11 protein-coding genes and 1 pseudogene are annotated in these 13,372 nt (G+C 70.4%); 4 read left to right on the top strand and 8 right to left on the bottom strand.

All coding sequences use genetic code 11. From position 1 onward, the window contains the following. The first annotated feature begins 10 nt into the window (after positions 1–10). The 4 genes from VMD50_RS19695 to VMD50_RS19680 are packed head-to-tail and all read left to right on the top strand — an operon-like array spanning position 11 to position 3,699. Complete coding sequence (locus VMD50_RS19695) at positions 11–721, top strand: sensor domain-containing protein (protein WP_325429827.1); 711 nt, start codon at positions 11–13, stop codon at positions 719–721. Positions 722–773: 52 nt separating this feature from the next. Beyond that, positions 774–1,532, top strand: coding sequence for a LamB/YcsF family protein (locus tag VMD50_RS19690; RefSeq protein WP_325429825.1), 759 nt, complete (start codon positions 774–776; stop codon positions 1,530–1,532). Then, positions 1,532–2,452: an MBL fold metallo-hydrolase gene (locus VMD50_RS19685; RefSeq protein ID WP_325429823.1), complete on the top strand. Its 921-nt coding sequence runs from the start codon at positions 1,532–1,534 to the stop codon at positions 2,450–2,452. Before VMD50_RS19690 ends, VMD50_RS19685 begins: the two co-directional genes overlap by 1 nt. 5 nt (positions 2,453–2,457) lie before the next feature. Continuing rightward, a complete protein-coding gene (locus tag VMD50_RS19680; protein ID WP_325429821.1) occupies positions 2,458–3,699 on the top strand; it encodes an SLC13 family permease in 1,242 nt (413 codons plus the stop codon). Here the strand turns inward: VMD50_RS19680 and VMD50_RS19675 are convergent. The 8 genes and pseudogenes from VMD50_RS19675 to ispD form a co-directional block, all read right to left on the bottom strand. After that, positions 3,696–5,069, bottom strand: a complete 1,374-nt coding sequence (locus VMD50_RS19675; protein WP_325429819.1) for a cytochrome P450 — start codon at positions 5,067–5,069, stop codon at positions 3,696–3,698. The genes VMD50_RS19680 and VMD50_RS19675 overlap by 4 nt on opposite strands. Before the next feature lie 88 nt (positions 5,070–5,157). Then, the gene (locus VMD50_RS19670) at positions 5,158–7,779 is read right to left on the bottom strand and encodes a LuxR C-terminal-related transcriptional regulator (protein WP_325429817.1); all 2,622 of its coding nucleotides are present in this window, start codon (positions 7,777–7,779) and stop codon (positions 5,158–5,160) included. 322 nt (positions 7,780–8,101) lie between these two features. Continuing rightward, positions 8,102–8,422: pseudogene (locus tag VMD50_RS30025) on the bottom strand (adenylate/guanylate cyclase domain-containing protein); the annotation flags it as partial. A 285-nt stretch (positions 8,423–8,707) separates the two neighbouring features. After that, complete coding sequence (locus VMD50_RS19660) at positions 8,708–9,637, bottom strand: glycerophosphodiester phosphodiesterase (protein WP_325429870.1); 930 nt, start codon at positions 9,635–9,637, stop codon at positions 8,708–8,710. Positions 9,638–9,735: 98 nt separating this feature from the next. Continuing rightward, positions 9,736–10,665: a 23S rRNA (guanosine(2251)-2'-O)-methyltransferase RlmB gene (gene rlmB, locus VMD50_RS19655; RefSeq protein ID WP_325429815.1), complete on the bottom strand. Its 930-nt coding sequence runs from the start codon at positions 10,663–10,665 to the stop codon at positions 9,736–9,738. After that, on the bottom strand, positions 10,666–12,072 hold the full coding sequence (gene cysS, locus VMD50_RS19650) for a cysteine--tRNA ligase (protein WP_325429813.1): 1,407 nt from the start codon (positions 12,070–12,072) through the stop codon (positions 10,666–10,668). Positions 12,073–12,181: 109 nt separating this feature from the next. Beyond that, on the bottom strand, positions 12,182–12,664 hold the full coding sequence (ispF, locus tag VMD50_RS19645) for a 2-C-methyl-D-erythritol 2,4-cyclodiphosphate synthase (protein ID WP_325429811.1): 483 nt from the start codon (positions 12,662–12,664) through the stop codon (positions 12,182–12,184). Further along, positions 12,661–13,356, bottom strand: a complete 696-nt coding sequence (gene ispD / locus VMD50_RS19640; protein WP_325429809.1) for a 2-C-methyl-D-erythritol 4-phosphate cytidylyltransferase — start codon at positions 13,354–13,356, stop codon at positions 12,661–12,663. The genes ispF and ispD overlap by 4 nt, the downstream gene beginning before the upstream one ends. Positions 13,357–13,372: the final 16 nt, after the last annotated feature.

Genomic DNA, 13,372 nt, shown 5'->3' with positions numbered 1-13,372 from the left:
GGGGCCGGCAGTGCGCCAGCGACTCACGGTGCTTGTGCTGGCAGGGGTGTCCGGGCTCGCCGTCGGCTGTAGCACCGTCGTGGGCGGCAAGGCCGTCCCCGCCGACCATTCCGGCCCCCTGCCGCAGAATCCGGTTGCGGTGGCGGCCCTCGACGGGCTGCTGCTCGACGCGGGCCAGATCAACACCGCGCTGAACGCGGCATCGATGAAGGTGGGGTTCAGCGCCAAGGGGATGTGGGACTGGAGCTCGAGCATCAGCGACAAGGACTGCCTGCCGCTCGACGGGCCCGCACAGGACAACGTCTATGCCGGCAGCGGATGGACGGCCATCCGGGGCCAGCGGCTCGACGACAGCGTCGACGACTCGAAGACCCGCAACCACTACGCCATCCAGGCCGTGGTCGCCTACCCCTCCGCGCGCGACGCCAACGCGTTCTACGACTCCTCGGCGCAAAGCTGGTCCGCCTGCGCCAATCGCCGCTTTTCGGATTTGCCCGAGGGCAAGCCTCCAGTCGTGTGGACGGTGGCCGGCATCAACAAAGTCAGCGGCACGCTCAGCACGTCCGAGGTTCAGGAAGGCGGCGACGGGTGGTCCTGCCAACGGGCTTTGACGGTGCGCAACAACGTCGCCATCGACGTCTTGGCGTGCGCCGCCCCGTTGGCCGCTGGGCCGGCGGTCGACATCGCCGAACAGATCGCGGCCAAGGTGGCCCGGCAATAGCGCTTGGCAATAGGGTAAGCGGCGGCTTTCGCGCGGCCCATAAGCTAGGCGGGTGGCCGGTATCGACCTCAACGCCGACTTGGGTGAGGGCTTTGGCGTCTGGCGCCTCGGTGATGACGACGCCATGCTCGGGATCGTCACCAGCGCCAACGTGGCGTGCGGGTTCCACGCCGGAGATCCGGTGGGTCTGCTGCGGGTGTGCCGGTCGGCTGCCGAGCGCGGCGTGCGCATCGGAGCGCAGGTGAGCTACCGCGATCTGGCCGGATTCGGCAGACGCTACATCGATGTCGACGCCGATGAACTTGTTGCCGATGTCGTGTACCAGCTGGGCGCCCTGCAGGCGATCGCGGAGGCGTCCGGCTCGACGGTGTGCTACGTCAAACCCCATGGGGCGCTGTACAACGCGATCGTGACCGATCGCGAACAGGGCGCCGCCGTCGCGGAGGCGGTGCGCATGGTGGATCCCGCCCTGCCCGTGCTGGGCATGGCGGGCTCGGCGTTTTTCGACGAGGCCGCCCGCCTTGGCCTGCGCACGGTGGCCGAAGCGTTCGCCGATCGCGCCTACCGACCGAGCGGCCAGCTGGTATCCCGTCGCGAACCCGGCGCGGTGCTGCACGATCCGGCGGAGATAGCCGACCGCGTGGTGACGATGGTGACCTCCGGGCAGGTCACCGCGATCGACGGCACGCAGATCGCTGTCACCGTGGAATCGGTTTGCGTGCATGGCGATTCGCCGGGTGCCGTGCAGATCGCGGCGGCGGTGCGCGATCGGCTTGCCGCGGCCGGCGCCGACATCAGGGCATTTTGCTGATGCGACTGAAACCCGCCCGGCCCGACCTCGCGCGGTATTCGGACCGGTTCGACGTGCCCGCCGCCGGACCCGATTCGCCGCTTTCGGCGACGTGGATGGGTGTGGCGACGCTGCTGCTCGACGACGGGGCGTCGGCGCTGCTGACCGACGGCTACTTCTCGCGACCGAGCCTGGCGCGGGTGGCCGCGGGCAAGGTGTCGCCGGCACCCGCGCGCGTGGACGGCTGCCTGGCCCGCGCCGGGGTGTCCCGGCTGGAGGCCGTCATCCCGGTGCACACCCACATCGACCACGCGCTGGACTCCGCGCTGGTCGCCGACCGCACCGGCGCGCGCCTGGTCGGCGGTGAGTCGGCGGCCAACGTCGGGCGCGGGTATGGGCTGCCCGAGGACCGCCTCGTCGTCGCGACCGCGGGCGAGCCAATTCGGTTGGGCGCCTACGACGTAACGCTGGTGGAGTCGCATCATTGCCCGCCGGACCGCTTCCCCGGCGTGATCGACGCACCGCTGAGGCCGCCGGTGCGGGCGTCGGCGTACCGCTGCGGTGAGGCGTGGTCGACGCTGGTGCACCACCTGCCTTCGGGTCGGCGGTTACTGATCCAGGGCAGCGCCGGCTTCGTCAAGGGCGCGCTGGCCGGCCGGCGCGCCGACGCCGTCTATCTCAGCGTCGGCCAGCTGGGCCTGCGGCCGCGGTCCTACCTGCTCGACTACTGGGCCGAGACCGTGCGCGCGGTGGGCGCGCGCCGAGTGATCCTCATCCACTGGGACGACTTCTTCAGCCCGTTGTCAAAGCCCTTGCGGGCCTTGCCCTATGCGGGTGACGACCTGGACGCGTCCATCCGTGTCCTCGATGAGCTGGCTGCGCACGACGGTGTCGCGCTGCACATGCCGACGGTGTGGCGACGCGAAAACCCCTGGATGTAGCGCGCATGCCCTTGGCCGTTGCGCTGTTGCTGCTGGCTGCCGTGCTCGTGTTCGCCGTCGCCCGCCCGCGAGGCTGGCCGGAGGCGGTGGCGGCGGTTCCGGCAGCGCTCATCCTGGTGGCCGTCGGCGCCGTCTCGGTGCATCAGGCGACCGAGGAGGTGGCCGGGCTCTCGGGGGTGGTCGCGTTTTTGGGCGCGGTGCTGGTGCTGGCCAAGCTGTGCGACGACGAGGGCCTGTTCGAGGCGGCGGGCGCGGCGATAGCTCGGGGCCGGGTGAACTCGGCCGGCCTGCTGCGGCGCGTGTTCGTCATCGCCTCGTTGATCACCGCCGTGCTGAGCCTGGACGCCGCGGTGGTGTTGTTGACCCCGGTGGTGCTGGCCGCCGTCCGCCGGCTGCGCACCCCGGTGCGGCCATACGCCTACGCCACGGCCCACCTGGCCAACGGAGCCTCGCTGCTGCTGCCGGTGTCGAACCTGACCAACCTGCTGGCGTTTCACACCGCCAACGTCTCGTTCACCAAGTTCACCGCGCTGATGGCGCTGCCGTGGCTGGGCGCGGTGGCCACCCTGTACGTGGTCTTCCGGTGGTTCTTCGCCACCGACCTGCGCGTCCAGCCCGACCCTGAGGAATTGGGGCCGGCGCCGCGGCCACCGCTGTTCGTGCTGGTGGTCGTCGGGCTGACGCTCGCGGGGTTCGCGGTCGGCCAGTCCGTGGGGGTGGCCCCGGCCTGGGCGGCGCTCGCCGGCGCGTCGGTGCTGGCGGTGCGCAGCCTGAGCCGTCGGCACACCTCGGTGGCCGACATCGTGCGCTCGGCGCACGTGTCGTTTTTGGTGTTCGTGCTGGCGCTGGGCGTAGTGGTGCGCGCGGTCATGGTCAACGGGATGGACAGGGCGATGTCGTCCGTGCTGCCGTCCGGCTCGGCACTGCCCGCGCTGCTCGTGATCGCCGCGATCGCCGCCGTCCTGGCGAATGTCGTCAACAACCTGCCGGCCACCCTGGTGCTGCTGCCGCTGGTCGCGCCCGGCGGTGCGGCGGCGATCCTGGCGGTCCTGATCGGGGTCAACATCGGCCCCAACCTGACCTATGTGGGTTCGCTGTCGAACCTGTTGTGGCGGCGCGTGCTGCGCCGCCACGACGTCGACGCCGGGGTCGGCGAGTACACCCGGCTCGGGTTGTGCACCGTGCCGGTGGCGCTGGTGGTGGCCGTGCTGGCGCTGTGGGCGTCGATGCGGCTGCTTGGTGTCTAGGCGGAAGGGCAGGCCCGCACCCGGGCGCGGATGGGTCGCGCGGCGACCACCGTGAACGGCGTGTCAAGCGGGAAGTCCGACTCCAGTGATTCGATGTCGGCCGCGCGCACGATCGTCGCCAGCGCGAGCGTGGCCTCCAGCATCGCGAAGTGATCGCCGATGCAGGAGCGCGGTCCGCCGCCGAATGGCAGGTACTGCCAACGGCTTCGACCCTGCGACCGTTCCGGTAGGAAGCGGTCCGGATCGAAACGCAGCGGGTCTTCCCAGAGTGCGGGGTCACGGTGCAACGCATAGAAACTCACCATGGCCATGGTTCCGGCCTCGACCCGGTGGCCGTCCACCACGATGTCGCGCGTGGGCGCGCGCATCGTCCCGGCCGCGGGCGGGCACAACCGGAGCGCCTCGTGCAGGACCCGCACGGTGAGGCCGAGGCCGGGAACGTCCTCCGGGGTCAGCGCCCGCTCACCCAGTGCGGCGACCTCCGCCCGCACCCGATCCTGGATGTCGCGGTGGTGCCCCAACGACCACAAGGCGTAAGTCAGCGTGGTCGAGGTGGTGTCGTGGCCGGCGAGCATGAACAGCACCAGCTCATGGCCGATTTCGTCGTCGGTCAGCGGCCGGTCGGTCTCGGGATCGATCGCCTCCATGAGGGCGCGCACCAACGGGGCGTCGCGGTGGGGGTCATCGCGGACCGCGTGCAGGATTTCGGCCGCCAGGCGGTGCAGGGAGTCGTTGGCCCGGCGCGCGGCGCGCTGGCCGCGCGTGGGCAGCCATCGCGGCGGGTTCACCGGCCGTGCCGCGCGGTCGGCCACCCAGATCAATGCGGCTCGCAGGGCGTGGCCGACCTCGTCGGCGCGCTCATCGAGGTCCAGGCCGAGGACCGAGCGTCCCAGTGCCCGCAGGGTCAGCTTGCGGCACTCGGTGTCGAGGTCCACGACGGTGCCCTCATCCCAACCGTCGGCGACGGATTGCGCCGCCGCTGCCATGTGCCCCGAATAGTCGGCCACCTGACGCTTGGTGAACATCGGTTGCAGCGTGCGCCGCCGCGGTAGCCAGCGCTCGTGCGGAAGGTCGAGCAGGTTGCCGCCCATCAGCGCGTGCATCTCGACCATGGTGCGGGTACGGCCGCGGTCGGCGACCTCGTCGGTGCGGCCCAACAGATCACGGGCGCCCTGCGGGCTGGCGATCAACACGACGTTCGGTATCAGCCACTTCGGTCCGAGCACGAGCCGGGTGATGGGGCCGCCGGCATCCACCAGCGTCCGCATGCCGTCGATGTAGGACCGCACCGCCTTGACCTGTCGCCAATACGGCAGCGGATTCTTCGGCGCCAGTGAGCGAACTTCGGATTTCTCCAGCATCTCGACCATGCAAACTCCTTTGTCGCATGGCACGGTATGGCCGAAATCGGGGCATCCGCACGCGTAGTCGTCTACTCGACTTAGCGAGTATTCGGGCTCACCCCGCGTCGCCCGGCCCGGATCTGACGATCGACGCCAGTTCCTCGCGGGACTGGGCCCCGACCCGCTGGCAGGCCCGGTAAACGTGGCCCTCCACCGTCCGCACCGACATCACCAGCTTCTCGGCGATCTGGCGGTTGGACAAGCCGGCCACGACCAGTTCAACGACATCGCGCTGGCGACCGGCCAGCTTGATACCCGCCGGAGTCCGCAGCGCCGGAGTGCATAAACCGCCACATTGATCGGCCAGTTCCTTGGCCAACGCCGCGGCATACAGTCCGCGCCGATGCCGCTGGCTTTCGTCGAACGCGACGGAGGCCTGCGCCGCCGCGTCCGCGGCCGTGGCCCGGTCGCCGATCCGTCGGTACGCCGCCGACGCGGCCAGCAGACCCTCCCCGTCCCCGGCGAGCAGGCTCTCCGCATGCAGTGCGACGGCGTCGGCCAGCGGCAGGGACAACGCGTCGGCGAGCTCTCGTGCCCGCGCCGACTGCGAGGCGTCGCCCCATTGAGCCGCGGCCTGGATGCAGGCCAGCTCGTGGGTGGGCTGGCCGCGGTCGCGGGCAAGTTGCGCCGCCTGCCGGGCGCTCGTCACAGCCTCGCTCAACCGACCGCTTGCCGCCATCGCCCACCCGCCGGCCAGCGAGAGCGCGGTGTGCATGAACAGGAAGTCGGGCGGCACACACGACCGCGCCCCGGTGACGGCGTCGTTCGCCTCGGCGACGTGTCCGAGCTTGGCGTGCGCCTCGGCCAGCGCGAAGTAGCTCGCCGCCCGCAAACCCGTTGTGACGGCGTGCCTTTCGGCCCCGGCAAGCGCCTCGTGCACCAACCGGGCGGCGGCGGCAGCAGCGCCGCGAACCAGCTCGGCGTTGCCCAACAGGAGGGCCAGGTTCGCATAGGCGAGGCCGGGAATGTCGCGGCCCGAATCGGCCAGTTGCTTTGCCGTGCCGACGAATTCGTCGACACGCCCGGTCAGCCGGCAGGCACGGCCGTACACGGCCCCGAACCAGAACCGCATGTGGGACGCCTGGAACGACGTCGTCGCACGCCGCAGCGCCTCCTCGGCCGCGCCCGCGAGCTCGTCGGCCTCACCCAACGCCCCCATCGCCATGATCAGCGCAAGCGACGCCATCATCGCGTGAAAACCGGGGAGAGCATCGAACTCCAGTGCCGCCCTGGCCCTTTCGGCGGCGAGCCCGCAGCGCGCCGATACCGCGTCCAGGCAGGCCTGCACGGCGAGACGCTCCGCCGTCTGCGTCGGGGTCTCGGGAGCTGCGGCAAGGTTGTCGAGGATCACCGACGCGTCTTTGGGCTTGCCGAGGATCCAAATCAGGTTGGCCGCGCGCACCGTCGCCCAGTGATGGCCGTCAGGCAGGGCGGTGTCGGCCATGTCGCGCAGCGCCGTCTCGGCCTCCTCGCCGCGTCCGAGCAGCACCAGGTTCATTGCCCGCACCCCTGCGGCTCCGGGCGCCCCGGCCTGCGCGGCAGCCGCTGCGAACCGGTCGGCCAAATCCAGATCCAGCAGCGTCATGGCGTGTCGCGCCGACTCCAGATACAGCTCGGGCTCGGGATCGAGGTCCGACTCGAGCCTCAGCAGCGCCCGGCGCACGGTGGCCTGCATGTCGACGTCGCCGTCTCCTGCCAGCCGCGTCGCCAGCCTGCCCCGGATTCCCGACAGGTACATCTCGCCGGCGCTCGCGCGGCGCAGCTCACCGAACAGCGGGTGCGCCAGCCTCGCCATCAGGCCGCCGCCGGCGCGCTCGACGTTCACCAGGCCCATGGTCTCGGCGACCGCCAGGTCGCGGCGGCGCACCAAGTCACTCAGCACATCAACGGCCAACGGCTCACACTGCGACAGCGTGTCGACCACCAACGCCACACCCGGGCTGAGCCGACCCATCTGGCGTGCGACCGTGTCGGACAGGCTCGCCGAGACCGCGACGTCGCCGTCCCACATCCACACCCCGGCCAATTTCCGCATCCGCCCGGCCGCGATCTGATCGCCCAGCAACTGCCGCAGGAACAGTGTGTTCCCTCCGGTCAGCTTTCGGAACCGAGCCGCGCTGCGGGCATCGACCGGGCCGCCGAGCGTGCTTTCGATCAGTTCGCGCGTTGCCACGGCCGACAGCGGTTCGAGATCCAGGCGGGCCAGCAACCCGTCCTTCCACAACGCCGTCACGGCGTCGGGCTCCTCACCGCCGGTGCGCACCGTGACCACCAGGCGGACCCCACCTGACTGCGCAAGCTGGTGAACGACCAGGGCGGACAACCCGTCCAGCAGGTGCGCGTCGTCGACCCCGAGCACCACGCGAGCCCGCCGCTGCTTCGCGACGAACGAATCGATCACTCGGCGCACGTTGGCCAGCGGATCCGACATCGCCTCGCCGAGCGTGCCGATAAACGCCCCCAGCGGCAGGGCACAGGCCGACTCGGTGCCGACGATCCACTTTGTTCGCTCGCCGGACTCCTCGGCGCGGCGCAAGACTTCGCGGGCCAGCCGGGTCTTGCCCACACCTGCGGCTCCGGCGATCACCACGCCGGAGTGCTTGCCAGCACCGCTGAGGGCGCGGTGAATGATCCCTAGCTCACTCTCGCGCCCGGTCAACGGCTCGCCGCTGATCACGCGGCGACTATAACGGTACGCCGGCATTCGGCGGAATGATTTATCGGCGTTTCGGTACGCAGATCTGCACCCGCTACCCGCTTTGCTGCGATCGGCCGACGTCGAGGCCAAGCAGGCGCTGCTCGAAGAGGTCCGCGCCGCGACGCGTACCGCCGGTGGCCTTGAAGCCGGCTGCCACCCGTTCCGCCCCGTCGGTCATCGTCATCGCTTCCCGCACTTTCGTGCGCAGCCGCGCCGGTGACAGCTTTTTTACAGGGAGGCGGGTACCGCACCCGGCCACCTCGACGCGCCGGGCGACCTCGAGCTGGTCGCGCCCGTATGGGACAGCCACCGGGGCACCGAACAGCGCCATCAAGCCGTCACCGGTGAACTTGTCGACGGTCCCGTGATAGCGCTGCACCACCGCGGCCGCACGGTTGAACATCTCGTTCATGATCTCTTGAAGCCGTTCCGCGTCGAGCGCCGCCGCCAGCTTCATCGAGCCGACGACGTCAGCGAACAGGACCGTCACTTGTTTGTGTTCGCCGCTGGCCGTTCTGGGCGTGACGGGGGAGCCGCAGGCATCGCAGAAACGAGCCTTGGCGCGCAGGTCGTTGCCGCACAGCTCACACCGGCCGGTGGCGTCGCTGCCCGGGCTAACCATCCACCGATCTCCTGCGCCGTCAAAATTTCCCCTCATAATCACCCATGCCGCCGCCCGGCGGCACTTATCCGCAAAACCCGTTTTCACTGGTGCCTGAATCCGCAGGCCGGACCGCACTCACACCTGCGGCGCCGGCGGTGCCGGCGGTTGGTTGTTCGGGCGCCGGCGGTTCGGGTGGCGGTAGCAATCCAGCTAGTTCTGGTGGCGGCGCCGGTGGTGCCGACTCCGCCGGCGACTGGTGGCTGTATCGGTTGGGCAGCCCATGGCCGTTCGCGAATGAGTCGACTAACCCCGGTGGTAGGCCGGCGGCAGTGGCATGCCGAGTTCGGCCAGCACCCGACGCAGCTGCGTCGGGAAGTCGGTGATGAGCCCGTCGACGCCGTAACCGATCTGCTCGCGCATGGCGTTAGCGTCATCGACGGTCCACGGGATGACTTTGAGCCCCAATGCATGCGCGCGATCGACGTAGGGTTGTCCGGTGACCAGCGCGTAACTGGGCGAGACGCTGTTTGCACCCACCAGGAGCGCCCCGATCATCGGATCGCCCACCACGCCGGCGTTGACACCGGCCAGCCACGGCGAGTCCGGCTCCCACGTCTGCTCGTCGTATAACGCCACCAACGGGATTGACGGCTCCGCCCGGCGAACCATGGGCAGGGTCCGCCAGTCGAAGCTCTGAATTTCCACCCGATCGACCTTGCCCGCCGCCCTGACGGCGGCCAGTATCACGTCGACGAACTCCTGGGGCCCGGCCGATGCGCCCGGCTTGTCGGCCTCAACCTTCGTCTCGACGTTGAAGCGCACCAGGGCGTGATACGAGTCGGCGAGCGCGAACACGTCGGGCAGCGTCGCTATCTTGTTGCCGCGCACCACTTCAGCGTTGGGAAACTCGGCAAGGCGCTTGCCGCAGTCGAGTGTGCGGATCTGGACGAGCGTGAGGTCGTGCACAAGCTTGCCGACGTAGGGATACGCCGGGTCGCCCGCGAACGCGGGCGCCGTGTCGGTGCACTTGTCCGCGTCGATCGTCGGGTCATGCCACACCAGCGGCTGCCCGTCTTTTGTGATGCCGATGTCGAGTTCGAGTGTGGTGACACCCAATTCGATCGACTTGGCGAACGCCCGCAGGGATTCCTCGGTGGTTTCCCCGCGGCCCCCCCGGTGGGCCTGCAGGTCGAACTCGGGCGCTTGCGCCGAAGCCGGTGGTGCGAGAAGCATCGCCAGCGCCAGCAGCGCGGCCAAACACCGCGAGCAGACGCGAAAGCCCCCAAATCCTCGGCGTGTCGGGGGCTTTTGCGACTGCTCGGCCAAAGAAGTCAGCCCCGCCGCTGGCGGGCGATCTCGGCGAGCACCACCCCCGCGGCCACCGAGGCGTTCAGCGATTCGGTGCGACCCGCCATCGGAATCGACACCACCTCGTCGCAGGTCTGCCGCACCAACCGCGACAGGCCCTTGCCCTCCGAGCCGACGACAACCACCAGTGGGTCGGCACCGTCCAGGTCGTCGAGGGTGGTGTCACCGCCGGCGTCCAACCCGACGACGCGCAACCCGGCATCGGCCCAACTCTTCAGCGCCCTGGTGAGATTGGGGGCCCGCGCCACCGGGACGCGCGCCGCGGCCCCGGCGCTGGTGCGCCACGCCACCGCCGTCACCGAGGCCGACCGCCGCTGCGGGATGAGCACGCCGTGGCCGCCGAACGCGGCTACCGAGCGCACGATGGCGCCGAGGTTGCGGGGATCGGAGATGTTGTCCAGCGCGGCCAGCAGCGCGGGCGGGCTGTCAAGAGCCGCGGCGAGCAGGTCGTCGGGGTGCGCGTACTGGTACGGCGGCACCTGCAGCGCGATGCCCTGGTGCAGGTGATTGGCGGTCATCCGGTCCAGGTCGGTGCGCGGTACCTCCAGGATCGCGATGCCCAGATCGGCGGCGCGGGCGACCGATTCGGTGAGCCGCTCGTCGGCTTCGGTGCCGAGTGCAACATACAGCGCGGTCGCCGGGACACCGGCGCGCAGGCACTCCAGCACCGGATTGCGGCCCAGCACCGTTTCGGCCTCGTCGGTGCGCTTGGCGGGCCGCCGCGATTGCGACTGGGCCCGCTTGGCGGCCGGGTGGTGGGGGCGCAGGTGTGCCGGCGGGGTGGGGCCGCGGCCCTCCAGCCCGCGGCGGCGCTGGCCCCCTGAGCCGACGGTGGGGCCCTTCTTGGTGCCGGATTTGCGTACCGCCCCGCGGCGCCGCGAGTTACCGGCCATCTACTTGCCGTCACCGCCCAACGTCCACTGCGGCCCGTCGGCGGTGTCGGTGACCTCGATGCCGGCGTTCTTGAGCCGATCCCGGATCTCGTCGGCGAGCGCCCAATTGCGTTGCTGGCGCGCCTTTTCCCGGTTTTCGATTTCGGCCTGCACCAGCACGTCGACGGCGGCCAGCGCGGCCGACGTCTCGTCTCGGGACTCCCAGCGTTCGTCGAGGGGATCGCAGCCCAGGATGCCCATCATCGCGCGGATGGCGACGGCGTTCTTCAGCGCGCCCTCGTGGTCACCGGCGTCGAGCGCCCGGTTACCTTCGGCGCGGGCGTGGTGGATTTCGGCCAGCGCGGCCGGGACGGCCAGGTCGTCGTCGAGCGCCTCGGCGAACTTCGGCGTCCACTCCCCGGGCTCGACGGCCCCGACCCGGCTGCGGACGCGGTGCAGGAATTCCTCCACCCCCACGTAGGCTTTGACGGCGTCCTGCAGGGCCGTCTCGGAGAATTCCAGCATCGACCGGTAATGGGCGCTGCCCAGGTAGTAGCGCAGTTCGGCCGGGCGCACCCGCTGCAGCATCGCCGGGATGGCCAGCACGTTGCCGAGCGATTTGCTCATCTTCTCGCCGCCCATGGTCACCCAGCCGTTGTGCAGCCAGTAGCGGGCGAATCCGTCCCCAGCGGCGCGGCTCTGCGCGATCTCGTTCTCGTGATGCGGAAAGACCAGGTCCATCCCACCGCAGTGGATGTCGAATTCCGGGCCGAGGTAGGTGCGGGCCATCGCCGAGCATTCCAAATGCCAGCCCGGACGTCCGCGGCCCCACGGCGTGGGCCACGACGGCTCGCCGGGCTTGGCGGCTTTCCACAGGGTGAAGTCGCGCTGATCGCGCTTGCAGGTGGCCACGCCCTCGCCCTGATGCACGTCGTCGATCTTGTGCCCGGACAACTGGCCGTACTCCGGATAGCTGAGCACGTCGAAGTACACGTCGCCGCCCGCGGCGTACGCGTGGCCGGTTTCGATCAGGCGGTCCATCAATTCGACCATCTGGGTGATGTGGCCGGTGGCGCGTGGCTCCGCCGACGGCGGCATGACGTCCAGGGCGTCGTAGGCGGCGGAGAAGGCGCGCTCGTAGGTGGCCGCCCACTCCCACCACGGGCGCCCCGCCGCGGCGGCCTTGTTGAGGATCTTGTCGTCGATGTCGGTCACGTTGCGGATGAACGCGACGTCGTAGCCGCGCGCGATCAACCAGCGGCGCAGGATGTCGAACGCCACCCCGCTGCGGACGTGCCCGATGTGTGGCTGGCCCTGAACCGTGGCGCCGCACAGGTAGATGGAAACGTGCCCGTCGCGCAGCGGAACGAAATCACGCACGGCACCGGCTGCCGTGTCGTGTAGCCGCAAGTGGGCACGATCGGTCACGACGTGCCAGCTTACCTGCCCAATTGCCGCGACCTGCGACGGCGAGCGTCACGTTGGAGTGACCGTCGGCACCGAGCGCCACACCAGCGTGACGTTCGGGCCGCTCGGCTCAGCCGGTGGGGAACACCAGCGCGGTAGCGATAGCCGCCAATCCCTCGCCCCGCCCAGTCAGGCCCAGGCCGTCGGTGGTCGTCGCCGACACAGACACCGGCGCCCCCAGCAGATCGGACAGGACCCCCTGCGCCTCAGCGCGGCGCGGACCCACCTTCGGCCGGTTGCCGATCACCTGGACGGCGGCGTTGCCGACGCGGTAGCCGTGCCCCGAGATCAGGTCGACGACGTGGCGCAGCATCTCGGCGCCGCTGACGCCCTCCCACCGGGGGTCGTCGACCCCGAAGATGGCGCCGATATCGCCCAGCCCGGCGGCAGACAGCAGGGCGTCGCACAGCGCGTGCGCCCCCACGTCGCCGTCGGAGTGCCCCGCGCAGCCGTCGGCGCCGGGAAACAGCAGGCCGACCAGCCAGCAGGGACGCCCCGATTGGATCGGGTGCACGTCGGTGCCCAGTCCGACCCTGGGAAGTAGCTCGCTCACCCGCGCACGATCGCTTGTGCCAGCACCAGATCGAGCCGGGTGGTGATCTTGAACGCCAGCGGGTCGCCGTCGACCACCTGCACCCGGCCGCCGACGTGCTCGACGAGGGACGCATCGTCGGTGAAATGGGCGGTGCCGGCCCGTTCGTAGGCGCGCAGCAGCAAGTCGCTGGCGAAGCCCTGCGGCGTCTGCACCGCGCGCAGGCCGGCCCGCTCCGGTGTGCCCAGGACCACCCCGTTGGCATCCACGGCCTTGATGGTGTCAGACAGGGGCAGCGCGGGCACGACGGCGGCGTGCCCGGACCGCAACGCGTCGACCACCCGCACGATCAGCGCGGGCGGCGTCAGCGCGCGGGCGGCGTCATGGACGAGCACGAAATCCGCCGACGCGGGCAACCCGGGCAGCGCGGACAGGGCCCGGCGCACCGATTCCACCCGGTCGGCCCCGCCGGCGACGACGGTGGCTTGGTCACCCAGGAGTCGCTCGGCCTGTTCGATGCGGTCGCCGGGGACCGCCACCACGACGCGGTCGACGACCCCGGACTCCCGCAGCCCGGCGACGGCACATTCGAGCAGGGTGCGGTCGTCGAGTTCACAGAACGCTTTCGGGACGCCTGCGGCCAGCCGCTCGCCCGAACCCGCGGCCGGAACGACCGCAATGACTTTGCCCGAGGTGCCGGTCTCCGCAACCACCGAAACCTCAGGGCCT

Source organism: Mycobacterium sp., from assembly GCF_035506235.1.
In the GTDB taxonomy this organism is placed as follows: domain Bacteria; phylum Actinomycetota; class Actinomycetes; order Mycobacteriales; family Mycobacteriaceae; genus Mycobacterium.
Note: the sequence above shows the minus strand (reverse complement) of the source record. Positions and strands in the feature narration are given on the sequence as shown.